Genomic DNA, 24,927 nt, shown 5'->3' with positions numbered 1-24,927 from the left:
AGCCGCGGCCGCCGCGTCCCCCGGGCGGTCCCGGCGCCCCCGGCGCCAGCCGCGGCTTCGACCGCGAGCGGCTGGCCCGCATCGGCACCGCCATGCAGGCCGAGATCGAGCGCGGCACCTTCGCCGGCGCCGTCACCACGATCGTACGCCATGGCGAGGTCGTGCATTTCGAGGCGCATGGCTTTCAGGATGCGGCGAAGACGCGGCGCATGCCGCGCGACGCGATCTTCCTGCAGGCCAGCATGACCAAGCCGATGACCTCCGTGCTCGCGATGATGCTGATGGAGGAAGGGCGCCTCAAGCTCGATGACCCGATCGGCGTCCACCTGCCGGAGCTCCGCGACCTGAAGGTCGAGGTGACCCGCGACGGCCAGACCGAGCTCGTGGCGCCGACGCGGCCGCCGACCGTGCACGACCTGCTGCGCCACACCGCGGGCTTCGTCTATGCTGATGCCTCGCCCTCCGCCGCCATCCGCGATGCCTATCGCAGCAACAATATCCAGGCCGCTGACGGCCCGATCACCGGGGATGAGATGCTGCGCCGGCTCGGCACCATCCCCCTCGCCTTCCAGCCGGGCACGCAGTTCTTCTACTCGATCGCAACCGACGTGCTGGGCCTCCTGGTGCAGCGGGTCTCCCGCCAGCGGCTCGACCGCTTCATGGAGGAGCGGCTGATCGGCCCGCTCGGCATGCGCGACACCGCCTGGTTCGTGGCGCCGGAGAAGCGCAGCCGGCTCGCCGAAACGCTCGATGCCGATCCGCAGAAGGAGAGCATGTGGCGCAGCTACCGCATCCTGAATGACGAGCGGGAGACCTCCTACCTGAGGGGCGGTGCCGGCCTCGTCTCCACCGCCGCCGACTACATCCGCTTCGCGCAGATGATCGAGAACAACGGCAGCTTCCAGGGCCGCCGCTACCTGGCGGGACCGGTCGTCAACTTCATGCTGTCGAACCACATGGCGGGCATGGGCGGCAGCCCCACGGCCTCGACCGGGCCGGGCTATGGCTTCGGGCTCGGCTTCGCGGTCAGGCTGCAGGACGGCATGGGCACGACGCCGGGCAGCGAGGGCGATGCGATGTGGGCGGGCGCCTGGGGCACCAGCTTCACCATCGACCGCGCCGAGGACCTGGTCGCCGTCATCATGACCCAGGGCCCGAGCACCCGCGTCCGCACGCGGATGATCTGGAAGGACCTGGTCTACGGCGCGATGGTCGACAGCATGCGGAGATGATCCGGCCTCAGGCGCCGGCGCTGCACATCCGTACGGCTTGCTTTCGCGCCGTCGGGTGCGCGCCCGGTGCCGCCGATGGCCGCGCGTGCAGCGCCGCCTGCCAGCGGGAGGCGGTATGTCAGCCGCGCTGGCGCAGCAACAAGGGCAGCACCAGCAGCGGCAAGGCCCCCGCCAGCATGAAGGTCCGGCCGAAGGCGGAGAGGAAGGCATCGGTGGGCGGCTGTCCCTGCGCCAGCAGCGCCGTCTCGCTCGCGCCGAGCAGCAGCGTCAGCAGGGACGCCGCGCCGACCACGCCGAAGGTGCGCGTCAGCATGGTGAGGCTGCCCGCGACGCCGCGATCCTCCCGCCGCATCGTCGCCGTCACCTGGTCGGTATAGGCGAGGGTGAACAGGCCAAGGCCCATGCCCTGCACCGCGAGCGCCGTGACCAGCAGGGGCACGGCGGTACTGGCGCTCCAGGGTGCGATGCCCAGCAGCCCCGCTGCACTGAGCACCGCGCCCGCAACCAGCACGGCGCGCGACCCGAACCGCGTCACCGCCTTTCCGCCCAACCAGGCGCCAAGCATGCCGCCGGCCGGGCTGGTGGCGAGCACGAGGCCAAGCACCCTCGTCTCCAGCCCGGCGATACCAGCCAGGTAGAATGGCACGAGCAGCATCACGGCGAAGCCCGCAAAGGTCACCACAGCGTTCGCCAGGTTCAGCGCCGCGAAGCCCGGCCGGCGGAACAGGCTGAGGTCGATGATTGGCCGTGATGCGCGTCGGCTGCGCCAGACGAAGCCGGCGGCGCAGGCGATTGCCGCGGCGGCAAGCGCCAGGGACACTGGCGCCGGCGCCCTATTCACCGCCAGCAGGATGGTGGCGACCGCCGCAACGAGCAGCACCGCACCCGTGACGTCGAAGGGCTCGCGCGGTCCGCCGCGCGACGCTTCTGGCAGATGGACGGACAGCAGCAGCGCCGCCAGCGCGAAGGGCGCGCGGAACCAATAGACCGCCTGCCAGCCGAAGGCCTCGACCAGGACGCCGCCGGCCAACGGGCCGATGGTCGACCCGGCGGCGACCGTCGCGGCATAGGTGGCGAGCGCGCGGGCGCGCATCGTCTCGGGGAACAGCGCGGTCGCCAGCGCCGGCCCGCAGCCCAGCACCAGCGCCGCCCCCACCCCTTGCAGCACCCGGCAGACCAGCAGCGCCTCATAGCCCGGCACCAACGTCAGGAGCAGGTAGGACACCGCGCTCCAGGCCAGGCCGAAGCGGAAGACGCGGGCATGGCCGAAGATGTCACCGAGACGGCCGGCCGCCAGCATCAGGCTGCCATAGGTCAGCACGTAGCAGATCACGACCCATTGGATCTCGGGTACCGCCAGGCCGAAGGCGGCGACGATGGCGGGAAAGGCGACGTTCACCGCGCTGTCCAGCGGCACGATCAGTGTGCCCAGCGCGACCGGCGCCAGGCGCAGCAGGCCTGGCCTGGCCATCCGCTTCCCCTCTGCTTCTCCGGCGGCAGCATCGCCGAACGGGCGCGGCATTGCACCCCAGCGGCGCCGTTGGCGCATGCCCGGCGCGCGCGGCAACGGATATCCGACGCACGTCATCCGGATCGACGCGCGGCGGACCCGCCCGGTATCCTGTGGCACCGCGACGGAGGGGTGCCGCATGTCGATCATCACCAGCATGGAGCAGCTCGAGGCGCTCTATGGAACGCCGAACGAGTCCTCCACCGCCAAGGAGGTGCCGCACCTCATTCCCGAATACCGCGCAATGATCGAGGCCTCGCCCTTCTGCGCGCTGGCGACCAGCGGACCGGAAGGGCTCGACTGCTCGCCGCGCGGCGATCCCTGGAGCGTGGTGCGGGTGCAGGACGACCGCACGCTGCTGTTGCCCGATCGGCGCGGCAACAACCGCATCGACACGCTCCGCAACATCCTGCGCGATCCTCGCGTCGCGCTGCTGTTCCTGCTGCCGGGATCGGGCAGCACGCTGCGCGTCAATGGCCGTGCCGTGCTCTCGGTTGATCCGGAACTACTGGAGAGCTTCGTGGTCGAGGAGAAGGCGCCGCGCAGCGTCGCGGTCATCACCATCGACACCGTCTACTTCCAATGCGCCCGCGCGGTGGTGCGCGCCGGCCTCTGGGACGCGGCGCGGCATATCGACCCGAAGCGCCTGCCGACGCCGGGCCGCATCCTCGCCAAGCTCAGCGAAGGCCGGGTCGGCGGTGAGACCTATGATCGCGAATGGCCGGCGCGGGCGCGGGCCAGCATGTGGTGACGCCCCGGCCCTAGCGCCGCCGCGCCGCATGGCTGTTCTCACAACTCACGGAGGCCCATTGGAAACCCCGTGAGGTTGGGACAGGCTGCGGCTTGTAACCGGCCTCCTTCCCTGGCCGGCCCGGGAGGAAATCAGCGTGACAGAAGAAGCGGAACCCAGCGCTGCGCCGAGCCGGCGCGCGCTATTGGCCCGCATTGGCGCAGTTGCAGGCGGCGCTGCCATGTACCAGGCGATGACCGCGCTCGGCGTCGCCGCGGAATCCCCGTATACCGGCCCGATCCGCCTGGATGGCGACCCGCGCGGCGCCTCCGTGCTGATCCTCGGCGCCGGGCTTGCCGGCCTGGTCGCGGCGCTGGAGCTGAAGCGCGCCGGCTACCGGGTGCAGGTGCTGGAATACAATGACCGCGCCGGCGGCCGCTGCTGGACGGTGCGCGGTGGCGACCGCATCACCGAGCTGGGCGGCGAGACCCAGGACTGCCGCTTCGACGAAGGCCACTACATCAACCCCGGGCCCTGGCGGATCCCCTACCATCACCACGCCGTGCTCGATTACTGCAAGCGGCTCGGCGTGACGCTCGAGCCCTTCGTGCAGGTCAACCACAACGCGCTGGTGCATGGCCGCACCGCCTTCGGTGGCCGGCCGCAGCGCTACCGCACGGTGATGTCGGACTATCAGGGCGGCATCGCGGAGCTGCTGGCCAAGGCCACCCGCCAGAATCGCCTGGACGGGATGGTATCGCGGGAGGATGCGGAGATCCTGCTGGAGAGCCTCCGCTCCTGGGGCGCACTGAACCGCGACCTGACCTATGCGAAATCTGTGCTGACCTCGGACCGGCGTGGCTTCGAGCGTGATCCGGGCGGCGGGCTGACGGCGCGGCCGGTGCCCTCCGATCCCGTCGCGCTGAAGGACGTGCTGTCCTCCCGCCTCTGGAGCTACCTCGCGACCGGCGCGATCTACGAGTTCCAGACCACGATGTTCCAGCCGGTCGGCGGCATGGACATGATCGCCCGTGCTTTCGCGCGCGAGGTCGGCGACCTCATCCGCTACAACGCCAAGGTCACCGCGATCCGCCAGGATGCGAGCGGCGTCACCGCGACCGTCGCGGATGCGCGCGGCGGCGGCCAGCCGGAGCAGGTGCGCGCCGACTGGTGCCTCTGCACCATCCCGCTCGCGGTGCTGGCGCAGATGGAGCTCAATGTCAGCGCGAAGATGCAGGCCGCGATCGAGGCGGTGCCCTATTCCGCTTCGGTCAAGGTCGGGCTGCAGTTCAAGCGCCGCTTCTGGGAGCAGGACGAGCATATCTATGGCGGCATCTCCTACACCGATCTGCCGATCCGCATGATCTCCTACCCCTCGACCGGCTATGGTGCGGCGGGCAAGGGCGTGCTGCTCGGCGCTTACGCCTTCGGCCCCTATGCCTATGAGTTCACGGCGCTGCCGGCCGCAGAGCGGGTGCGCCGCGCGGTGGAATGGGGCGCCACGCTGCATCCGCAGTACCGCGAGGAGTTCGAGAGCGGCGTCTCCGTGGGCTGGCACCGGGTGCCCGGCAATCTCGGCTGCCACGGCATGTGGACGGATGCGCGGCGCGAGGAGCATTACGACGCGCTCTGCGCGCTCGACGGCCGCATCCTGCTGGCCGGCGAGCACGCCTCCTACATCCCCGCCTGGCAGGAGGGCGCCATCCTGTCCTCCCTTGATGCGATCGGGCGGCTGCATCGCCGCGTGGTGAACGCGTGATGCGGGCGCCCATCCTCCTGCCGACCTTGGTGGCGATCGCCGCCCTCGCCGGCTTCGCCGTCCGGGGCGGCATCGCGGGCGCGCAGACCGCGACGCCCGCGCCGGCGCTCAGCAGCGACAACAGCCACGGCTTCGTCAGCGCGACGCGCTTCGGGCAACGCGACGGCGGCCAGCTCTATGCCGCGATCTGCGCCGGCTGCCATATGCCGAATGGCCGCGGCGCGGTCGGCGCCGGCCTGTATCCCCCGCTCGCGGGCAACGCGAAGCTGGAGGCCTCTGCCTATCCCATCCATGTCGTGGTCAATGGGCTGCGCGGCATGCCAGGCTTCGCGACCCAGCTCGACGACGAGCAGATCGCGGCGGTGGTGAACTGGGTCCGGACCAATCTCGGCAACACCTACAGCGCCGATCCCGCCCGCGCGGAAGACGTGCGGGCGGCAAGACAGTGAGGACAACATCGCCCATGATCCGCTCTGCCCTTCTGGCCGCCACCCTTCTCGCCGCCGCACCGGCCGCGGCGCAGGAGGTGGTGCGCCACCGCACGCCGGGGTCGACGTTCCCGATCGCCATGGCGGTGGAGGTGCCGGCCGGCGCCACCACCGTGATGGTCAGCGGCATGGTGCCGGCCGTCACCGATGCCAATGCGCCGCGCAACAGCCTCGCCGCCTTCGGGGATACGCGGACCCAGACCGCCAGCGTGCTGTCGCGAATCGAGGCGAGCCTCAAATCCATCGGGCTCTCGCTCGGCGACGTGGTCAGGATGCAGGTCTTCCTGGTGGGCGACCCCGGGCGCGGCGGCCGCATGGATTTCGACGGATTCATGGCCGCCTATACCGAGCAGTTCGGCACCCAGGCGCAGCCCAACCTGCCGGCGCGCTCCGTCATGCAGGTGGCGGGGCTGGTCAATCCGGGATGGCTGGTGGAGATCGAGGTCACCGCCGTCCGGCGGTGACCCTTTCGTCTGCCCGCCTGAGCGGTTAGAGGATCGCATCCTCCAGCACTTCCTGTCCCATCAGGACGCAGCCCGGAAGCTGCGCGTAGATCAGGCGCATCCGGTAGCTGCCGCGATAGATGGTGCCGAGGACCTCCAGCACGTCGTAGCGCGCGTTGCCGCGAATGGCCCGGATGGTACCGATGGTCCTGGCCCGGTCCTCGATCCTGATCCGGTCGTCATTGTCGCTATGGAAGCGCAGCAGCTTGCCGGCCTGGGCGATGGCCTCGGCCGCGCAGGGATGCGCATTCTGCGCCTGCGCGGGCCGCGATCCGGTCATGGCCGCCACGCCGATCAGGAGGACGAGAAGATACTTCATGGAACCCTTCCACCATCGGCGCGCCGCGCCGCATTGATACCAGTCGAATTCCGCCGCATACCGCCGTGGCGTCCGGCGGCGGTCCCGCGCCGTTGCCGCGGCGCGTGAGGGGCGCCATCCTTCGGAGGATGTCATTCCCGTCAAGGAACCAAAAGGTGACCGGAAGCGATCCGGCCTGCGGGTGGTGATGGGCCTGCTCCTCGCCGCCGTCGCGGCCGCGGCACTGCTCCTGCTGGTGGTGTTCCTGTTCCAGCACCGGCTGATGTACTTCCCCGACCGTACCCGGCCCGACCCAGTGCTGGCGGGGCTGCATGGCGTGATCGAAGGGCATGTCACGGCCGAGGACGGCCTGCGCCTGCTGACCTGGACAGTGCCGCCGGCCGGGGACGACAAGCCGGTCCTGCTCTATCTGCACGGCAATGGCGGCAATCTGCTGCACCGCGCGCCGAGGATCCAGCGCTTCGCGGCGCTCGGCTGGGGCGTGGTGATGCTGGAATGGCGCGGCTATGGCGGCAATCCCGGCAGCCCGAGCGAGCCAGGCTTGCTGCGCGATGCCCGCGCGGCGCTGGCCGCGATCGCGGAAGCGGGGATCCCGGCCAGCCGCATCGTGCTCTGGGGCGAATCGCTCGGCACCGGCATCGCGGTGGCGCTCGCGGCCGAGCGGCCGGATGCGGTCGCCGCCGTGCTGCTGGAATCGCCGTACACCAGCATGCTGGCGCTGGCGGCGCGGCATTACCGCTGGCTGCCGGCGCGCTGGCTGCTGCGCGACCGCTACGACAGCCTGGCGCGGATTGGCGGCATCACGGCACCGATCCTGATCATGACCGGCGGCCGCGATTGGCTGGTGCCGCCGGCGATGGGCGATGCGCTGGCCGCCGCCGCCCGCGCGCCGGTCGAGCGATGGAACGCGCCGGAAGCCGGCCACAACGACCTCGGCGCCGCCGGCGCTGTCGAAGCTGCGGCGGAGTTCCTCGGGCGCCACTTGCGGCATCGCTGAAGCAAGCTCCGGATCGAAACGCGCGCCGCGCCCTGGCCCCGGATATTCGCGAGGCAGTGCGACCAAGCTTTATCCCGGGGCCAGCGTTCATGGCATTCACTCTTTAGCATCATCTTTGCTCCAGAATGGATAGCCACGCTGCGCCTCGGGGACTCTCGCCGAGTGCGGCGGCCCCGTCGGGCAGCGAAGGATCCGAGATGAACCCAGCCCTCATCCGCGCGGCACTGCAGCGCATCGATTTCAGCAAGCGCCTGCTCGCAAAGGACATCCTCATCTCGCTCGCCGAGCTCGTGGAGGCCCAGCGGCGCCTGACCCAGGGCGTCGAAGCTGTCCACGGCCTCGGGTCGATCTACTTCGCCTTGCAGGCATTCCTCGCGGCGGCGGAACCGGAGGGGCCCCGCTCCGTTGCACGGCGCGGCAACGTGTTCTCCAGGGACCAGAAGCCCAATCTGAAGATCGTCTCCGTGCCCATGGGGAGCAAGCCCGACGCGGCCTTCGATGAACTCGTGGTCCAGATCAAACGCTACTGCGGTGAGATCGAAAGGACGCTCGGGCAGCTCCTCGGCGTGCCGGAACCGCAACTCGCCGAACGCCTGGTAGCGCTGTTCGGGACGGAGATGTCGGAGCATGGGCGGAAGACCGACGCGACAATGAATCCCGTCCAGCTCTCCGCCGTCGAACGCGCCCGCCATCGCGTCCAGTTCCGCGGCGGCCGTGCCTACTACCTGCGGGAGCGGCTTGGCCTGCCGGCGCATGAGGCGGTGCTCGACACGCTCCACTTCGAAGACCGTCAGAACTTTGGCAAGGACCAGTATCGCCGCCGCGTGCATCGCATGGGAGCCTGGGGCTTCGTCCTCAGCATGGACCGGCAGTTCTATGTCGCCCAGCACGGCTTCGTGCACCAGACCGGCGGAAACAAGGACGCCATGTTCTTCCATAGCTCCTATCTGAGCGGGGCACGCGTGTTCTGCGCGGGCGACTGCATCGTCCGGAATGGGCAGTTCGAATCCATCACGAACGCCAGCGGCCACTACAAGCCCCCGGCCGAAACCTTGGCCTATGTGGTCGAGACGCTGCGGCAGAATGGCGTGGACGTGTCCGATCTGCGCGTCGGCACGATGGAGGACAATGACTTCGAGGATCTCTCGGATCCGGAGCAGTTCGCTGACTGCAGCGTTCCCGCCTACGAGTTCATCCAGTTCCGACGGGGCGGCGTCGCCAGCGGCTTTGCCTTGGACGCGGTGCCGCCACGGCAGGTGCTGGAGGTGGTCAAATCGGGCCTGGCAGCCTACCGCGCCCGCTTTCGCTTCAACCCAAGCCGGGAAAGCAAGGCGGCCGTGTCGCTGCTCAACAAGCTGGTCCAGGAGGAGGAGGCGCTTCAGGCGCGCGGCAGCGGCGGCAGCCGCAAGCTCGCGGATGCGATCGCCTATCTGCTCGGGAAGGCGGAGTCGCCCGGGAGCCTGGATTTCGGCGCCTCGCCGCTGAAGCAGAATTCATCCCTGTACCGGGATTTGGCGCAGGCATTGACGAAGCTGAAGACCGGCAAGGTCACGCTTGACCCGAAGAGGCTGCCGGCCTTCGCGTGAGGAAGCCGGCAGCCCGGCGATAACCGGCGCATCCACGCCGGCCGCCGGGCGCACCAGCACCATGTCAGCCGGCGCCGTAGATGCGCTTCGCCGCTTCCGGGCTCACCAGCCCATCCGCGACGTCGCGCGCCACCAGCGCGGGATCGCGCGCCTTCGGGTCGCCGAGGCCGCCGCCGCCCGGCAGCTTCAGCAGCAGCCGCTTGCCCTTCGGGATCACCTGGAAGCCCTTGGTGCGCAGCACGGTGCCGTTCGCATCGTTCAGCCCGACCCAGCCCGGCGCACCTTCGCCGCCGCCATCGCGCCCCTTCGGCGGATTGGCGACGCGGTCGAAGATCGCATTGACGGCGAATTCGGCGTCGTTCTTGGCGCCGATCTCCATCACCTGGCCGAAGCCGCCGCGGGTGCGGCCGGGGCCGGCGGAATCCGGGCGGAGCTGCTTCTGCCAGAAGATCACCGGCGCGACATTCTCCGTCGCCTCCACCGGCATGGTGCGCACGCCCGAGGGAAAGGCGGTGCCGTCGAGCCCGTCCTTGCCCGGGCGCGCGCCGGTGCCGCCGGAGTTGAAGGTGATGATCTCGAAATCCTCGACCTCCGATTCCTGGCCCGACACCTGCGCGCCACCGCGGAGCGGCGGGTTCCAGAGGCAGGAGGATCCCTCCGCATTCACCCGCTCCGGCACCGCCTGGTGCAGGCAGCCCATCATCAGGTCGGGCAGCAACTGCCCCACCACATGCCGCACGCTGACCGGATAGGGCCGCGGCGCGTTCAGGATGCAGCCAGCCGGGATCACCATGCGGAAGGGCGCGAGCGAGGCCCAGTTGTTGGGGATCTCCGGCGCCACCACGCATTTGATCCCGAAGCAGGCGTAAGCGCGGCAATAGGCCGGCGGCACGTTGATGCCGCGACCGGACAGGCCGGAGGTGCCGGCGAAATCCACCTCGATCGCATCGTCCAGAATGCGCATCGAGGCTTTCAGCGTCACCGGCGCCTCATAGCCATCGGAGCGGATCTCCGCGGCATGGGTGCCGCGCGGCAGCTTCGCGATCTCGGCGATGGTCGCGGTCAGCGAGCTGTCGAAGATGTAGGCCGCGAGGTCGTCGATGCTGTCCATCGCGAACTCGTCCATCATCTCCACGAGCCGCTTCGCGCCGGCGTCGTTGCAGGCGCAGAGGGAGTAGACATCGCCCTCCAGCTCCACCGGCGTGCGGCTGCCGACGCGCAGGAAGTCGAAGAAGGTCTCGTTCGCGCGACCTTCCTCGAAGCACTTCACGATCGGGATGTAGAGCCCTTCCTCGAAGACGCTCCGCCCTTCCGGCCCCATGCCGAGGCCGCCGATATCGATGATATGAGCGGTATTGGCGAAGAGGCCGACGATCTTCCCGTTGCGAAAGGCCGGCGTCACCACGGTCAGGTCGTGCAGGTGGCCGGTGCCGAGCCAGGGATCGTTGGTGATGTAGTGATCGCCCGGCTTCATGGTCGCGGCCGGGAATTTCTGCAGGAAGTGCCCGACGCTCTCCATCATGGAATTGACGTGGCCGGGCGTGCCGGTGACCGCCTGGGCCAGCATGCGGCCCTCGAGGTCGAAGATGCCGGCGGAAAGATCGCCCGCTTCGCGCACCGTGGTGCTGAAGGCGGTGCGGATCATGGTCTGCGCCTGTTCCTCGACCACCGCGATCAGGCGGTTCCACTGGATCTGGCGCTGAATCTTGGCGAGGGCGTCCATCAGCGGGACTCCTGCGTGAGTTCGAGATAACCGAGGCCATCGACGCGGCAGGTCCAGCCGGGGCCGACCAGGGTGCTGGTCTCCGCCTCCGCCACGATGCAAGGGCCGGCGACGCTGGCACCCGGCGCCATCTGCGCGCGATCATAGACCGACCAGGGCGCGACCTCTCCGGTGCGGGTGTCGCGCACCTGCTGGGTGCGGATCGGCGCCGGGCTGGGCTGCGCCAGGACATCCTCGGCCGGCGACACATCCGCGACGCGGGTCGCGACGGTGACGGCGAAGGACAGCACCTCCACATCGCTGCCCGGCACCGGGCGGTCGTAGAAGCGCGTATATTCCGCGTCATAGGCGGCGCGGATCGCCTTCACATCGGCCTCGGTCAACGCCCGCGCCGGCAGCGCCACCGCGATCTCATGCCCCTGGCCGACATAGCGCATATAAGCGATGCGGGTCTCGCCGGTCGGCGCGTCGAAGGCGCCTTCCGCGACCACGGCGGAGGCCTCCGCCGACATCGCGGCCAGCAGCGCGTTCACCGCCTTCACGTCGAAAGTCGCGAAGCGCTGGTAGAGCGACTTCACCACCTCATAGGCGACGGGTGCGCGCAGAAAGCCGATGGCAGAGCCGACGCCGGCGCCGCTCGGCACCAGCACGCGGGTCACGCCGATCTTCTCGGCCACGCGGTAGCCATGCACCGGGCCGCCGCCGCCGAAGGCGATGACGGTGCGCCCGCCATAGCCCTTGCCGCTTTCGATCGCATGGACGCGGGCGGCATTCGCCATGTTCTCGTCCACCATCTCGATCACGCCGAGCGCCGCCATCTCCGGCGCCAGGCCAAGCGCCTCGCCGACATGCGCGTCGAGCGCGGCGAGCGCCGGCGCCGGGTGCAGGGTCAGTGACCCGCCGGCGAAGAGCGTCGGCTCATAGCGGCCGAGGGCGAGGTTGGCGTCGGTCACCGCCGGCTTGGTGCCGCCACGGCCGTAGCAGGCCGGGCCCGGATCGGCGCCCGCGCTCTCCGGCCCCACCTGGATGCGGCCGAGGCTGTCGACCTGCGCGATCGAGCCGCCGCCGGCGCCGATCTCCACCATCTCGATCACGGGGATGCGAAGCGGCAGGCCGGAGCCCTTCTTGAAGCGCCCGACACGCGCCACCTCGAAGGTGCGCGACGCCTGCGGGGCGTAATCGTCGATCAGGCAGACCTTGGCCGTGGTGCCGCCCATGTCGAAGGAGAGCACCTTGTCGAGGCCGCGCTGCTTGGCGACGAAGGCCGAGAAGATGGCGCCGCCCGCCGGGCCGCTCTCCACCAGCCGGATCGGGAAGCGCGCCGCGGTCTCGATGGTGGTGAGCCCGCCGCCCGAGAGCATCAGGAACAGCGGGCAGCCGAGCCCCGCCTCCCGCAGCCCGATCTTGAGACGGCCGAGATAGGAAGCCATCAGCGGCTGCACATAGGCATTGGCGGCGGTGGTGCTGAAGCGCTCCCATTCCCGCATCTCCGGCGAGACCTCGGAGCTCAGCGAGATCGGCAGTTCCGGCCATGCCTCGCGCAGGATCTCGGCGGCGCGGCGCTCATGCACCGGGTTCACGAAGGCATGCAGGAAGCCGATCGCCAGAGCCTGGATGCCTTCCTCGCGCATGAAACCGACCTGCGCGCGCACCGCCGCCTCATCGAGCGGCAGCAGCACGCGGCCTTCATTGTCGAGCCGCTCCGGCACCGTGAGGCGCCAGCGGCGCGGCACCAGCGGCTGCGGCAGCTCGATGTTCAGGTCGTACTGGTCGTAGCGGGCCTCATTGGCGAGCGCGAGCACGTCGCGGAAGCCCTCGGTGGTCAGCAGCGCGGTTTTCGCCCCCTTGCGCTCGATCAGCGCATTGGTCGCGAGCGTCGTGCCATGGATGAGCAGCGACACCTCGGAGGCCGCGATGCCGGCGGTCGCCAGCACCTGGCGGACGCCGTCCAGCACACCCTCCTCCGGGGCCTTCGGCGTCGTGAGGACCTTGGTGGTCCAGCGTTGTCCGTCGCGCTCCAGCGCGAGGTCGGTGAAGGTGCCGCCGATGTCGACGGCCAGGCGTGCTGTCACTGGCTGATATCCTGAACGAAACGCGAAACGACCGCAGTGGCCGCGGCGAAATCCTCGATGCGCATGGCTTCCCGGGGGTTGTGGCTGCCGTTCTGGTTCCTGACAAAAACCATGCCGGCGGGAATCCCCGCCTGGGCGAAGGCCGCGGCATCATGCCCGCCGCCGGATGCCATCGCCTTGTGCGATATGCCGAGAGATGCGGCAGCCTTGAGAAGGCCCGCCTGCACGCCGGCATCCATCGGGCTCGCCTTGCTGCCGCCTTCGGCGCCGAGCTCGAACCGCACGCCGCGCCGCGCTTCGATCGCCGCGACCAGGGCATGCAGGCGGTCGAACATCAGGTCGCAATTGCTCACATCGACGCTGCGGACATCGAGCATGAATTCCGCCTCGCCGGCGATCTTGGTGAAGCCGGCCTCGGCCGTCGTCGCCATGGTGCAGAAGGTGCAGACCAGCACGCGGCCTTGCGCGTCCAGCTCGCACCAGTATTCGTCGAGCTTGGCCGCGAGTTCGGCCAGCGCGATCGCGGCATCGCGCCGGTATTTCCGTGGCGTGCCGCCGGAATGGTTGTATTCGCCCAAGACCCGCGCCGCGCGCAGCCGCCGGCTGCCGGGGATGCCGGTCACGATACCGACCGGAAGCCCCTCCGCCTCCAGCACCGGCCCCTGCTCGATATGCAGCTCGACGAAGGCGGCGGTATTGTCCGGCGTCAGCTCCCGCTTGCCGGCCTCGACGAAGCCGGGATCGAAGCCTTCCTCGCGCATGTGCTCGGCGAGCGTGCGGCCGCTGTCCATGCGCTTGACCTGCAGTTCCTCGGGCTTCAGCAGGCCGAGCGCGCCGCGGCTGCCGGGGTAGGAGGTCGGGAACCAGGCCCCGGCCTCCTCCGCGCGGATCGCCATCACCGTGACGTCGCGCCCGGGCACGAAGCCCGCGCGCTTCATGCCCGCGACCGTCGCGAGCCCGGCCAGCACGCCGGCGGCGCCGTCGAAATTGCCGCCCTGCTGCACGCTGTCGAGATGGCTGCCAAGCACCACCCGCTTCGCCGCCCGGTCGGTGCCGGGCAGTGTCAGATAGAGGTTCCCCACCGGATCGCTGCGCGCCTCGAGGCCGAGCGCCTCGGCCTCCGCGCGAACCAGCGCATGCGCCATCCGCTCACCCGGGCCGTAGGCTTCCCGGGTGATGCCGACCCCGTCGAAGCTGCGCTCCCGCAGCGTGTCGAAGAGGCGGGCGGCGAGCTCCACATCCGGGGCGAGGTTCGGCAGCGTCATGGGATCAACCTCCGTTCAGGCTGACGAGGGATTTTTCGTCCCTGGTGCGTCGGCAGACGCAGCCGATGCTGGTTGCATCGGCGAGGAAGCCGGCGTGCCAGGGGCGGAAAAGCCCCGTCAGAGCAGCGAGCGCACGCGGCCGCCATCGACGCGGACCATTGTGCCGGTGATGTAGGACGCGCGGTCGCTGCAGAGGAAAGCGCCGAGGGGGCCGAACTCATCAGGCTGGCCGACGCGCTTGGCCGGGATCTCCTTCGCCGATTGCACGATCTGCTCCTCGACCGTGATGCCCTTGGCGGCGGCGGCCTTGGCCGCGGTCTCGATGATGCGGCCGGTCTGGATGGTGCCAGGCGCGATGATGTTCATGGTGACGTTGTCGGCGGCGACTTCGCCCGACAGCGTCTTCAGCCAGGCCCAGATCGTCGCGCGCAGCGTGTTGGACAGCGCGATGTTCGGGATCGGGTGCTGCATGCCGCTGCTGCCGACCGCCAGGATGCGCCCCCATTTCTGCGCCCGCATCGCCGGCAGCAGCTTCATGGTGATGCGGATCGGGGAGACGGTGATGCGCTGGAACCAGGCGATCAGGTCCTCTTCCTTCATCTCCAGCGCCGTGCCCGGCGGCGGGCCGCCATGGTTCAGCACCAGGATGTCGACGCCGCCCAGGGCCGCGACCGCGGCGTCCGCCAGCCGGTCCATGTCGGCGCTGTTGGCGACGTCCGCGGGGATGCCGATGCAGGACGCCGCACCGGCCGCCTTGAGCTCGGCCGCCGCCTTGTCGAGGCTTTCCTGGCTGCGGCCGCTGATCACCAGCGCGGCGCCCTCGGCGGCCAGCGCATCGGCGATCGAACGCCCGAGGCCCTTCGTGCCCCCCATGACCAGCGCGCGGCGCCCCTTCAGACCGAGGTCCATCGATACCCCCCAAGCAAGGTTTCTGTGATGCCCGGACCCTGCCCCCTCCCCGCGCCAGTGACAAGCGCCCCCTGGTCAGGTCTGGCAGCCCGGCTATGGTGGCGTGACCCTGGGCGGACAGATGTCGAAACGACCGCGCCCGGCCCCCGACCGCCTGCTGGAGAATCCCGCGTATGGCCAAGCCTGCCCTGCTGCTGACCCGCAAGTTCCCGGAGGCCGTGGAGGCGCGAGCCACCCGCGACTACGCGGCGCGGCTCAATGCGGATGACGCGCTCTGGGCAGGTGACGGCGCCGAGCTCGTGCGGCGCGCGGATGGGGCGGCCGGCATCCTCTGCGCCGCCGGCGACCGGCTGGACGCGGCAACCATCGCGGCACTGCCCGACAGCGTGAAGATCATCGCGACCTTCTCGGTCGGCACCGACCATATCGACCTCAAGGCCGCGGCAGCGCGCGGCATCCTGGTCGCGAACACGCCCGACGTGCTGTCGGTCGCGACCGCCGAGATCGCCATGCTGCTGATCCTCATGGCCGCCCGCCGCGCCGGCGAGGCGGAGCGGATGGTGCGCGCGAAGGCCTGGGAAGGCTGGGCGCCGACCCAGCTCATCGGCGTGACGCTCGAGAAGAAGCGCCTCGGCATCCTCGGCATGGGCCGCATCGGCCGGGCGCTGGCGGAGATGGCGCGCGGCTTCGGCATGGAGATCCATTACCGCAACCGCAGCCGGCTGGAGCCGGCGCTGGAGCAGGGCGCGGCGTTCCACGAAGACGACGACAGCTTCCTCGCCGCGTCCGACTTCCTCTCCATGCACATCCCGGGCGGCGAGGCGACGCGGCGCTGGCTGAACGCGGCGCGTATCGCGCTGCTGCCGAAGGGCGCGATCGTCGTGAACACCGGGCGCGGCACCACGGTCGACGATGACGCGCTGATCGCAGCACTCAAATCCGGCCATCTCCGCGCCGCCGGCCTCGATGTCTATGACGGCGAGCCGCGCGTGCACGAGGGCTATTTCGGTCTGGAGAATGTCGCCCTGCTCCCCCATCTCGGCAGCGCCACGGTCGAGACCCGCGATGCCATGGGCTTCCGCGCCCTCGACAACCTGGATGCCGTTTTGCGGCGGGGCGAAGCCCCGCCGCATCGCGTTTCCTGAACCGTAGAGAGATCCCATGCTCTTCGACTTCGAGACCCTGCCGGCCCGCGAATGCTACAAGCTGATCGTCTCCACGGTGGTGCCGCGCCCGGTCGCTTGGGTCGTCTCCCAGGACGCGGCCGGGGTGCTGAACGCCGCCCCCTTCTCCTTCTTCAACGCCTTCACCGAGGATCCCGTGGTGATCGCGATCGGCTGCGGCCCGACGCCCAAGGGCAGCACCAAGGACACACTCTCCAACATCAAGGCGACCGGCGAGTTCGTGGTGAACCTCGTCTCCTTCGATGCGGCGGAGCAGATGAACGTCACCGCCATCGAATTCCCGCCCGAGGTGGATGAGATCGCCGAGGCCGGGCTGACGCCGCTTGCCTCCACCAAGGTGAAACCACCGCGCATCGCGGAAAGCCCGGTGGCAATGGAATGCGTCACCTTCCAGCTCATCCCCGTCGGCCACCACACCATCGTGCTCGGCCGCGTCATCGCCATGCATGTGCGTGACGAGGCGGTGCTCGATCCGGCCAAGAACTACATCGACACGCCGAAGCTCGGCCTGGTCGGCCGCATGCACGGCCGCGGCTGGTACACGAAGACTACTGACCGCATCGAGATCCCGCGCCTGACGCCGGAGGAATGGGCCGCCAAGAAGGACAAATAGCGCGCCCCTAGGAGGGCGCAGGGAGGAAACGAACAATGCAACGTCGCACACTGCTCGCCGCACCCGCGCTGCTGCTGCCGCTGGCGGCGCGCGCCCAGGGCACTTATCCCGACCGTCCGATCCGCTTCGTCATCCCCTGGACGCCGGGCGGCACCAACGACATCGTCGGCCGCGTGGTCTCCGACAGCATGTCGCGCCGGCTCGGCCAGACCATGGTGATCGAGAATCGCGGCGGCGCCGGCGGCGCGCTGGGCGCGGAAGCCGTCGCGAAGGCGGCACCCGACGGCTACACGGTGCTGCTGAGCGGCAGCGGCAGCCTGACCATCAACCAGCTCGTCCGCCGCGGCCAGCTCCCCTACGACCCCGCGACCGCGCTCACCGCCATCGGCATGATGGGCCTCGCCCCCAATGTGCTGGTGGTGCACCCGAGCGTGCGGGCCACCACCATGCAGGAGCTGCAGGCCCTGGCCCGCGCATCGCGCACGCCGCTGACCTATGGCTCCTCCGGTGTCGGCAGCACCAGCCACGCGACGGGCGCGATGATCGCCCAGGCGCTCGGTGTCGAGATGCAGCACGTCCCCTATCGTGGCAGCGCGCCGGCGGTGAACGACGTGATCGCTGGGCGGCTCGACATGATGTCGAACGCAGCGGCGCCGATGCTGCCGCATATCCGCGCCGGCACGGTGCGCGCCATCGCGATCGCCGGCCACGCCCGCGCGCCGACGACGCCGGAGGTGCCGACCATGGCCGAGCAGGGCTTCCCCCAGATCGAGGCCGCGACCTGGTACGCCATGCACACCACCGGCGGCACGCCGCCAGACCGCGTCGCACGGCTGCACGCCGCCCTCAACCAGACCCTGGCGGAGCCCGATGTGAAGCGCGTGCTGGCGGATGTGGGCCTCAATGTCGAACCCTCCGAAAGCCCGGCCGCCTTCGCGCGCTATTGCGAGGAGGATACCCGCCGCTGGGAACCGGTGATCCGCGCGGTCGGCGTGACGACGGATTGAGCGGCGGGCGCCGCGCCCCCTCGCGGCGTGGCGCCCCTTCTGCTTTCCTGCGCCGCGACAGGAGACTGGATTCGCATGCACAGCATCTCGCGCCGCAAGATCGTCGGCGCCGGCGCCGGCCTGGCGGCCGCGCCTTTCGCACCCGCCCTGGCGCAGCCGGCAGCCAATTGGCCGAGCCGGCCCGTCCGCCTCATCGTGCCCTATGCCGCGGGTGGACCATCGGACATCCTGGCGCGCGCGGTGCAGGCGCCGCTGCAGGCGGCACTCGGGCAGCCGATCGTAGTCGAGAACCGGCCGGGCGGCGGCGCCATCATCGGCACCGAGACGGCGGCCCGCGCCGAGGACGGCCACACCTTCCTCGTCGCCGACAGCCCGCACACCATCATCCCGGCGGTGCAAGCGCGCGTGCCCTATGATCCCGCGAACGACTTCCGGCCCATCACGCTGTTCGGCGCCGTCTCCATGGTGCTGATGGTGAACCCGGCGCTGCCGGCGCGCTCGCTCGCCGAGTTCATCGCGAGCGCCAAGGCGCGGCCGGACGCCGTGACCTTCGGCAGCTCCGGCGTCGGCAGCCTGACGCATCTGCTGCCGGAATGGCTCGGGCTCATCACCGGCGCGAAGTTCACGACGGTGCCCTATCGCGGCTCCGGCCCGGCCTTGCTCGATGTCGTCGCCGGGCAGATCAACGCGATCTTCTCGAGCACGCTGTCCGCCGCCGGCCCACTCCGGGACAATCAGGTCCGGCCGCTCGCGGTCGCCGCACCATCGCGGATCCCGACGCTGCCCGAGGTGCCGACGATGCGCGAAGGCGGCGTCGACCTGGTCTGCGGCAATTGGTGGGGCGTGCTGGCGCCGCGGTCGACGCCGCCGCAGGTCGCGGCGCGGCTCGAGTCAGCACTCGGCGAGGCGATCGATCACCCTGCGGTCCGGGACCGCTTCGTGGCGCTGGGCATCGAGGCGCGGCCGCGCGGCGCCGCCCCCTTCGCCGAGTTGCTCAGCGCGGAATTCGCCACCTGGGCGCGCGTCGCCCGCGATGCCGGGGTCAGCGTCCAGTGAGCATGACGGGTTTTCTCGACGCGCTGCGGGCCGATGCGCAGCACCTCCAGGCCGATTTCGCGGCGATCTGCGCGACCGGCGGCCGCCTGCAGGGCACGCCCAGCATGGACCGGGCCACCGCACTGGTGCGCAATGCGCTGCTCGGCATCGGCGCCGGCACCCTCGCGACGCCGGAGACCGCCTATCACGGCTGGACCGGCGGCGCGGTCGCGATCGCGATCCGCGGCGAGGCGGAGCCGGTTCCCTGCGCGTCCCTGGTCGGCTCGGTCGCAACGCCGGCGGCCGGCGTGGAGCTGGAGGTCATCGACCTCGGCCGCGGCAGCCCGGCCGATATCGCCGCGGCCGGCGAGCGGGTGCGCGGGCGGGCGGTGCTGCTCCGCCACGAATACGCCTTCTCGCCGGACACCATCCATCGCCGCGTCAAGCTGCGCGCTGCGGCGGAAGCAGGTGCGGCCGCCGTCGTTATGGTGCAGCCGATCCCGGGCGTCGGCCCGGTCGCCGGCGGCGCCAATTCCTGCCCGATCCCGGGATTCGGCGTGGGCGTCGAAGGTGCGGCGCGCCTGCTGGCCGCAGGGCGCGCGCGCTTCCACCTGCAATCCCGCCACCATCCCGCGACGGCGACGCAGCTCGTGCTCGACATCCCCGGCCGCGGACCGGAGCGCGTCGTGCTCTCGGCGCATCTCGACGGCCATCGCCTCGCCGAGAGCGCGATCGACAACGGATCCGGCGTGGCGGCGCTGCTGAGCCTCGCGCGCGCAGCCGCGGGCTTCGTGGCGAGCATGCCGCGCGGCCTGACGGTCTCTGTCTTCAGCGCGGAGGAATGGTCGCTTTCGGGCTCCCGCGCCTGGCTCGCGGCGCTGCCGGCCGCGGAGGTCGCGCGTATGGCGATGAACCTCAACCTCGACAGCATCGTGGGCTCGCCCAGGCTGACCGCGCTGACCTCCGGCTATCCGGCGCTTGGCGGTTTCGCGCGGGAGGCGGCGGCGGAGGCCGGGCACGAGCTCGCCATCCATCTGCCGATCTCGGTGAGCAGCGACCATGCCAATTTCGCGGCGCATGGCGTGCCCTCGATGCGGCTGCTCGCCGGCTTCAACGAGCCGGACAGCCGGGTGGCGCGGCTGCTGACCGCAGCCGACACGCGCGACCTCGTGCCGCCCGAGGAGCTCGGCCGCGCGACGGAGGCCGCGGGCGCCATCCTGTGGCGGGCATTGTCGGCACCGGATGCCGAGATGGCGGCGCTGCGCCGGGACGCACCCGATCTGACGGCGGCGATGTCGGTGCTGGCGCCGCTGCCCGGCTGAACCAGGGGCGCCGCACCCCGGCCCCCGCTCAGCGCGCCCAGTAGAGGCGCGTCGGGTTGTCCACCAGCACCTGCCGGCGCAGCGCCTCCTCCGGAACCGCCTCCGCCAGCAGGTCCACGAGGTCGCCGTCATTCGGCATGTCGCCGGCGATGTTCGGGTGCGGCCAATCGGTGCCCCAGAGCACGCGGTCCGGCGCCGCCGCGACCAGCGCGCGCGCGAAGGGCACGGCGTCGCGGAACGGCGCCCCTTCGGAGGAAACACGCTCGGCGCCGCAGATCTTCACCCAGGCGAGCGGGTTGCGCATCAGCTCCAGGAGCTGCCGGAACGGCGCCTGCTCCAACCCCTTCTTCGCCTGCACGCGGCCCATATGGTCGATGACGAAGGGGATTCGGATACGGGCGATGCGGGGCGCCAGCTCGACCACGTCCTCGGCGTCCAGATGCAGCACCACGTGCCAGCCGAGCGGCTCCACCTGCGCCAGCACCCGTTCGAAGCACATCATGTCGGGCATGCCGCCGAGGTGCTTCACGAAGTTGAAGCGGACGCCCCGGATGCCGCCGGCGTCGAGCGCCGCGAGCTCGGTGTCGGTCACGCCGGGATCGACCACCGCCACCCCGCGCATGCGGCCGCCCGACCGCGCGATACCGTCGAGCGTCACCCGCATGTCGCTGCCATGGCAGGAGGCATGCACGATCACCGCGCGCTCGACGCCGAGGATGCCGTGCAGCTTCACCAATGCCTCATAGGGGGCGTCCGGCGGCGTGTAGGCGCGGTCCGGCGCGTAGGGAAAGACGCTGGCGGGGCCGAAGACGTGACAATGCGCGTCGCAGGCGCCCGGGGGCAGCCGGTGGGAGGGCGTCCGCGTGTCCGGGTCCGGCGCCTTGCAGGTCCTGTCGCTCATTGCCGTTCGATCCTCGCCCTTTCGATCACAGTGCGCCACTTCGCAACCTCCGAGGCCAGCAGCGCGCGCAGCGCCCCCGGCGTGCCGCCGCGCGCCTCGACCCCGGCGGCGAGCAACCTCTCGCGCAGCACCGGCGTCGCCAGCACGGCATCCGCCTCCCGGTTCAGCCGCTCGATCACTGCCTCCGGCGTACGCCCGGGTGCGACCAGCGCGTTCCAGGAGGAGACGTCGTAGCCCGGTAACGCGCCCTCCTGCAGGGTCGGCACCTCGGGCAACCTGGCCGCCCGTGCGGCGGAAGTGACGGCGATCGGCCGCAGCTCGCCGGCCTCGATCTGGCCCCAGATCGGCCCGGTGATCTCGAAGGCCACATCCACATCGCCCCGGAGCAGCGCGGTGATCAGCGCCGGCGTCGCGGGAAAGGTGACCGTCTCCGCCTCCACCCCGGCCTCAGCCTTGAACAGCGCGGCCGCGAGGTGCTGCGTGCTGCCGACGCTGATCGTGCCGATATTCACCGCGCCGGGCTCCCGGCGCATGCGCGCCAGCAGATCCGCAGGCGTGCGCAGTGGCGAGCCCGACGGCACGATGAGGGCGACCGCGAAGGCGCCGAGCGTGACGACCGGCGCCAGGTCGCGCAGCGGGTCATAGGGCAGCGAACGGAACAGGGAAGGCGCGATGGCGTGCGCATTGGTCGCCACCATCAGCGTGTACCCGTCAGGGGTTGCTGCCGTGAGCGCCTGCGCCGCGACGATGCCGCCGGCACCGGGGCGGTTGTCGATCACCACCGGCTGTCCGAGCCGTTCGGCGAGCGCCTGGCCGACGGCGCGCGCGGTCAGGTCGGCGACGCCGCCGGCGGCGTTCGGCACGATCACGCGGATGGGCTTGGCGGGCCAGGCCTGCGCACGCGCCGGCCGCGACGCCGACAGGGTGGCGACGCCGCCGAGCGCGGCCATGGTGACATTCCGCCGGCCAAGCATGAGATCGTCCTCCCCGGTTATTGCATCACGCTGGTTCTCAAGCCGGGTCGGACGGCGAGTCTTCCCAGACCTCGTCGAGCGCAAGCGGCCGCGGCAGCAGCCCCTGCTCGTGGGCGTAGAGAATGGCCAGCGACAGGGCCGGACGCAGCCCGTCGCGCCCCGGCACCTCGGCGCCGGAGGCCCGGGCCATCCGGACCAGCTCCGCGATGAGTTCGGGCCGCTCGCGCGCGAGGTCGCCGCGCACGACCAGCAGATGGTTCACCGGCACGAAGCCGTGCGCCGCCTGGAAGGCGGCACCGGCGGCCGCGGGATCCGGAAAGATCGGGCGCAGCGCCGGGTCCGCCGGAAGCTCGTTGCCGAAGATCGCCGCGTCGAGCTCGCCTGCCATCAGCATGGCGAGCATGTCGGCGCCGGCCGGGGCACGTTCTGCCCAGGGCGGATCGCGGTATTCCGCGAGGTGGGCGTCCTCGAAGGTCACCCAGCGCATGGTGTCGGGTCGCGTCCCGAAGCCGTCCTGCAGGATGCCGCGCAGCCACATCCCCGTGGTCTGGCTATAGGCGCGCACGCCGATGCGCTGGCCCGCGAGGTCGCCCGGGCCGCGGATGGCGCCTCCGGCCCGGAAGAGCAGCGCGGCTTCCTGGAAGCGTGCGGCGAGCACCACCGGCAGCAGCACCAGGTCCTTGCCGGCCGCCTTGGCCATCAGGAAGGTGGCGATCGCCATCTCGCTCACCTGGTATCGCCCCTCCCGCACCATCGGTGCGAAGGCGCGGCTGATCACCGGCACCGGTGCGAGGTCGAGCCGCAGGAGTGGCGAGGCGACGGCGCCGGTGAACAGCGCCTCGGTGCGCGGCGTGCGGCCGATCGCGGCGGCGAGGATTGCTGCCTCAGCCACCGCAGGCATCCATCCGCGGCAGGTCGCGGCGGACCTGAGCCACGGTCACGCCAGGCTCTCCACGACATGCGGGAAGACCGCCTGGTAGCCCTCGCCATAGGTGATCTTCTTGTCGGAGTTGCGGGCCGCCTGCGCGCCGCGCTGCAGGGCGACACGGGTATAGTATTCCCAAAGGTGCTCCTGCCCGGCCATGCACTCGATGGCGGCGCGCTTCTTTTCCCAGACCGGGGTGATGTCCAGCAGCACGTCCGGCTTCCAGTTGCACTGCTCGGGCTGGTGCGGCTCGAACAGGAAGACCGGCGGCGCGCCGAGCACCTTCTGGTGCGGATTGTGTCCATGCGCCTGGGCGGTGATGCGCGCATGCTGCGCGAAATCGGTCACCGCCGGGTGGTCGTGATTGTAGATGTCTTCCTTGCTGTGCGTCAGCACGAAGGCCGGATGAATGGCGCGATAGAGGTCGACCAGGCGATAGAAGGCATCCTGCGTCAGGTCGATCGGGTAATCGCCGAGGTCCCAGAACTGGATATCGGCGACGCCCAACGCCTCGGCGGCGGCGCGCGCCTCCTTCTCGCGCTCGACCTTCACGCGATCGAGCGTCATGCCGGGCTGGCGCCAGAGCTTGGCACTCTCCCCGCGCTCACCGTAGGAGAGGCAGACGACGGTCATCTTCCATCCGCGCGCCGCATGCAGCGCGATGGCGCCACCGGCGCGCCAGACGAAGTCGGCGGAATGGGCGCTGACGACGAGGGCGGTCTTCTCGGTCATGGGTGTCTCCTCTCGATGGCCCGGATCATCGCGTGCGCGCCGCCACATGCCCAGACGGGCCAGTCCGGCACGCATGCGCTCCTCCCCGCCCGGTCTCGCACCGGACGTCATCGGGGTTCTAGGAGCGTCGGTGGCGGCCTGTCCTATCGCTTCGCCGGTGCTCGGTATCAGCATTCGGCATACCACCGAACCCATGCGCCTCGATCGCCGCCAGGTGGGTGCGCAGCGCCTCGATGAAGGCGGAGACCGCCGGGGTGGGCGGCGGGTCGGCGGCCAGGATGATGCCGGCCGGGCGCGGCGGTGCGGGCACCGGCAAGGGAACGACCTGCAGCGCACCGCGCAGCAGGTCGCCCACCATCATCGAGCGGGGCATGATGGAGATCGCGTCGCTCGCCAGCAGCATCTCCCGGATGAAGCCGTAGGAGGAGGAGCGGAGCGGCACGTCCTGCGGCAGGCCGAGCAGGGCGAGCAGATGCTCGATCTCCTGCCCGACGCGCTGGCTGATGGTGGGCAGCACCATCTCATGCTCGGCGAGCGCCGCGGCCGTGACCGCGCCGCGCCGGCGCAGCAGCGGATGACCGGCGCGGGCGAGTACGGCGATCGGCTCCTCCCACATCGGCAGGCGCTGCAGGCCGTCGGGCACCGCCGGGGCGTAGAGGCGGCCGACCACCAGGTCGAGCTCGCGCGCGGCGAGCAGCGGCAGCAATTCCTCCGTGCGCCCCTGCTGCAGGCGTACGCGCAGCCCGGGATGCGTGGCGCGCAGCGCGATCAACGCACCCGGAAGGACACCGACCGCCGCGACCGGCAGCACGCCGACGGCGATCGAGCCGCCCTCGACGGCGCCGATCGCGTCGAGCTCGTGCTCCATGCGGCGCAATTCCCCGAGCACGCGGCGGGCGACGCGAATGACCGCGACCCCTGCTGCGGTGGGGCGCACGCCGCGCGGATGCCGCTCGAACAGCACGGCGCCCGTGATGTCCTCGAGCTCGCGCAGGCTACGGGTCAGCGCCGGCTGGCCGAGGCTCAATGCCGCCGAAGCCTTGAGGAGGCTGCCATGGGTGTCCAGCGCGTCCGCGACGCGCAGCAGGGACAGCTTCAGACGCTGGTCAAGGAAGCGTTGGGGCATGGTCCCGTCCTGGCC

23 protein-coding genes are annotated in these 24,927 nt (G+C 70.7%); 12 read left to right on the top strand and 11 right to left on the bottom strand.

Annotated features, from left to right (window positions below; all coding sequences use genetic code 11):
* The coding region (locus GXW71_RS17555) for a serine hydrolase domain-containing protein (RefSeq protein ID WP_211853842.1) at positions 1 to 1,232 on the top strand (1,232 nt) is incomplete at its 5' end.
* 118 nt (positions 1,233 to 1,350) lie between these two features.
* On the opposite strand, the gene GXW71_RS17550 is transcribed toward GXW71_RS17555, so the two are convergent.
* On the bottom strand, positions 1,351 to 2,703 hold the full coding sequence (locus GXW71_RS17550) for an MFS transporter (RefSeq protein ID WP_211853841.1): 1,353 nt from the start codon (positions 2,701 to 2,703) through the stop codon (positions 1,351 to 1,353).
* A gap of 178 nt (positions 2,704 to 2,881) precedes the next feature.
* Here GXW71_RS17550 and GXW71_RS17545 point away from each other — a divergent pair, with 178 nt between their 5' ends.
* The 4 genes from GXW71_RS17545 (at position 2,882) to GXW71_RS17530 (ending at position 6,183) form a co-directional block, all read left to right on the top strand.
* Positions 2,882 to 3,493 (top strand): pyridoxamine 5'-phosphate oxidase family protein, encoded by a 612-nt coding sequence (locus GXW71_RS17545; RefSeq protein WP_211853840.1) that lies wholly within the window; start codon positions 2,882 to 2,884, stop codon positions 3,491 to 3,493.
* 220 nt (positions 3,494 to 3,713) lie between these two features.
* Positions 3,714 to 5,231 carry a flavin monoamine oxidase family protein gene (locus tag GXW71_RS17540; RefSeq protein WP_211853839.1) on the top strand — a complete coding sequence of 506 codons (1,518 nt, stop codon included), beginning with the start codon at positions 3,714 to 3,716 and terminating at the stop codon, positions 5,229 to 5,231.
* The gene (locus tag GXW71_RS17535) at positions 5,231 to 5,680 is read left to right on the top strand and encodes a c-type cytochrome (RefSeq protein ID WP_211853838.1); all 450 of its coding nucleotides are present in this window, start codon (positions 5,231 to 5,233) and stop codon (positions 5,678 to 5,680) included. Before GXW71_RS17540 ends, GXW71_RS17535 begins: the two co-directional genes overlap by 1 nt.
* Positions 5,681 to 5,694: 14 nt before the next feature.
* Entirely contained in the window at positions 5,695 to 6,183 is a 489-nt protein-coding gene (locus tag GXW71_RS17530) for a RidA family protein (RefSeq protein WP_211853837.1), read from the top strand.
* Between the two features lie 25 nt (positions 6,184 to 6,208).
* Here GXW71_RS17530 and GXW71_RS17525 read toward each other — a convergent pair whose 3' ends face one another.
* Entirely contained in the window at positions 6,209 to 6,541 is a 333-nt protein-coding gene (locus tag GXW71_RS17525; RefSeq protein ID WP_211853836.1) for a hypothetical protein, read from the bottom strand.
* A gap of 187 nt (positions 6,542 to 6,728) precedes the next feature.
* On the opposite strand from GXW71_RS17525, the gene GXW71_RS17520 reads away from it, so the two are divergent.
* Both GXW71_RS17520 and GXW71_RS17515 read left to right on the top strand, forming a co-directional pair.
* The gene (locus GXW71_RS17520; RefSeq protein WP_211853835.1) at positions 6,729 to 7,538 is read left to right on the top strand and encodes an alpha/beta hydrolase; all 810 of its coding nucleotides are present in this window, start codon (positions 6,729 to 6,731) and stop codon (positions 7,536 to 7,538) included.
* Positions 7,539 to 7,735: 197 nt separating this feature from the next.
* Positions 7,736 to 9,124, top strand: a complete 1,389-nt coding sequence (locus tag GXW71_RS17515) for a hypothetical protein (protein WP_211853834.1) — start codon at positions 7,736 to 7,738, stop codon at positions 9,122 to 9,124.
* Between the two features lie 64 nt (positions 9,125 to 9,188).
* On the opposite strand, the gene GXW71_RS17510 is transcribed toward GXW71_RS17515, so the two are convergent.
* The 4 genes from GXW71_RS17510 to GXW71_RS17495 form a co-directional block, all read right to left on the bottom strand.
* The gene (locus GXW71_RS17510; protein WP_211853833.1) at positions 9,189 to 10,847 is read right to left on the bottom strand and encodes a hydantoinase B/oxoprolinase family protein; all 1,659 of its coding nucleotides are present in this window, start codon (positions 10,845 to 10,847) and stop codon (positions 9,189 to 9,191) included.
* Positions 10,847 to 12,919, bottom strand: coding sequence for a hydantoinase/oxoprolinase family protein (locus GXW71_RS17505; protein ID WP_211853832.1), 2,073 nt, complete (start codon positions 12,917 to 12,919; stop codon positions 10,847 to 10,849). The genes GXW71_RS17510 and GXW71_RS17505 overlap by 1 nt, the downstream gene beginning before the upstream one ends.
* Complete coding sequence (locus tag GXW71_RS17500; protein WP_211853831.1) at positions 12,916 to 14,184, bottom strand: hydantoinase/carbamoylase family amidase; 1,269 nt, start codon at positions 14,182 to 14,184, stop codon at positions 12,916 to 12,918. The genes GXW71_RS17505 and GXW71_RS17500 overlap by 4 nt, the downstream gene beginning before the upstream one ends.
* 117 nt (positions 14,185 to 14,301) lie before the next feature.
* On the bottom strand, positions 14,302 to 15,093 hold the full coding sequence (locus GXW71_RS17495; RefSeq protein WP_211853830.1) for an SDR family oxidoreductase: 792 nt from the start codon (positions 15,091 to 15,093) through the stop codon (positions 14,302 to 14,304).
* Between the two features lie 173 nt (positions 15,094 to 15,266).
* Here GXW71_RS17495 and GXW71_RS17490 point away from each other — a divergent pair, with 173 nt between their 5' ends.
* The 5 genes from GXW71_RS17490 (at position 15,267) to GXW71_RS17470 (ending at position 20,254) form a co-directional block, all read left to right on the top strand.
* Positions 15,267 to 16,238 carry a 2-hydroxyacid dehydrogenase gene (locus GXW71_RS17490; protein WP_211853829.1) on the top strand — a complete coding sequence of 324 codons (972 nt, stop codon included), beginning with the start codon at positions 15,267 to 15,269 and terminating at the stop codon, positions 16,236 to 16,238.
* Positions 16,239 to 16,254: 16 nt separating this feature from the next.
* Positions 16,255 to 16,890, top strand: coding sequence for a flavin reductase family protein (locus GXW71_RS17485; protein WP_211853828.1), 636 nt, complete (start codon positions 16,255 to 16,257; stop codon positions 16,888 to 16,890).
* A 35-nt stretch (positions 16,891 to 16,925) separates the two neighbouring features.
* Positions 16,926 to 17,897: a Bug family tripartite tricarboxylate transporter substrate binding protein gene (locus GXW71_RS17480; protein ID WP_211853827.1), complete on the top strand. Its 972-nt coding sequence runs from the start codon at positions 16,926 to 16,928 to the stop codon at positions 17,895 to 17,897.
* Between the two features lie 75 nt (positions 17,898 to 17,972).
* The gene (locus tag GXW71_RS17475) at positions 17,973 to 18,953 is read left to right on the top strand and encodes a Bug family tripartite tricarboxylate transporter substrate binding protein (RefSeq protein WP_211853826.1); all 981 of its coding nucleotides are present in this window, start codon (positions 17,973 to 17,975) and stop codon (positions 18,951 to 18,953) included.
* Between the two features lie 2 nt (positions 18,954 to 18,955).
* Complete coding sequence (locus tag GXW71_RS17470) at positions 18,956 to 20,254, top strand: M28 family peptidase (protein ID WP_211853825.1); 1,299 nt, start codon at positions 18,956 to 18,958, stop codon at positions 20,252 to 20,254.
* Positions 20,255 to 20,282: 28 nt separating this feature from the next.
* On the opposite strand, the gene GXW71_RS17465 is transcribed toward GXW71_RS17470, so the two are convergent.
* The 5 genes from GXW71_RS17465 to GXW71_RS17445 form a co-directional block, all read right to left on the bottom strand.
* Complete coding sequence (locus GXW71_RS17465; protein ID WP_211853824.1) at positions 20,283 to 21,155, bottom strand: amidohydrolase family protein; 873 nt, start codon at positions 21,153 to 21,155, stop codon at positions 20,283 to 20,285.
* Positions 21,152 to 22,129 carry a Bug family tripartite tricarboxylate transporter substrate binding protein gene (locus tag GXW71_RS17460; protein WP_246526665.1) on the bottom strand — a complete coding sequence of 326 codons (978 nt, stop codon included), beginning with the start codon at positions 22,127 to 22,129 and terminating at the stop codon, positions 21,152 to 21,154. The genes GXW71_RS17465 and GXW71_RS17460 overlap by 4 nt, the downstream gene beginning before the upstream one ends.
* A 37-nt stretch (positions 22,130 to 22,166) precedes the next feature.
* Positions 22,167 to 23,021 carry a substrate-binding domain-containing protein gene (locus tag GXW71_RS17455; RefSeq protein WP_211853823.1) on the bottom strand — a complete coding sequence of 285 codons (855 nt, stop codon included), beginning with the start codon at positions 23,019 to 23,021 and terminating at the stop codon, positions 22,167 to 22,169.
* Between the two features lie 45 nt (positions 23,022 to 23,066).
* Positions 23,067 to 23,786: a PIG-L deacetylase family protein gene (locus tag GXW71_RS17450; RefSeq protein WP_246526664.1), complete on the bottom strand. Its 720-nt coding sequence runs from the start codon at positions 23,784 to 23,786 to the stop codon at positions 23,067 to 23,069.
* Between the two features lie 118 nt (positions 23,787 to 23,904).
* Positions 23,905 to 24,912, bottom strand: a complete 1,008-nt coding sequence (locus GXW71_RS17445) for a LysR substrate-binding domain-containing protein (protein WP_211853822.1) — start codon at positions 24,910 to 24,912, stop codon at positions 23,905 to 23,907.
* Between the last annotated feature and the right edge of the window lie 15 nt (positions 24,913 to 24,927).

It is taken from the genome of Plastoroseomonas hellenica, assembly GCF_018129085.1.
GTDB lineage: Bacteria > Pseudomonadota > Alphaproteobacteria > Acetobacterales > Acetobacteraceae > Plastoroseomonas > Plastoroseomonas hellenica.
The sequence above is the reverse complement of the archived record's forward strand: the minus strand, read 5'-3'. Positions and strand labels throughout refer to the sequence as shown.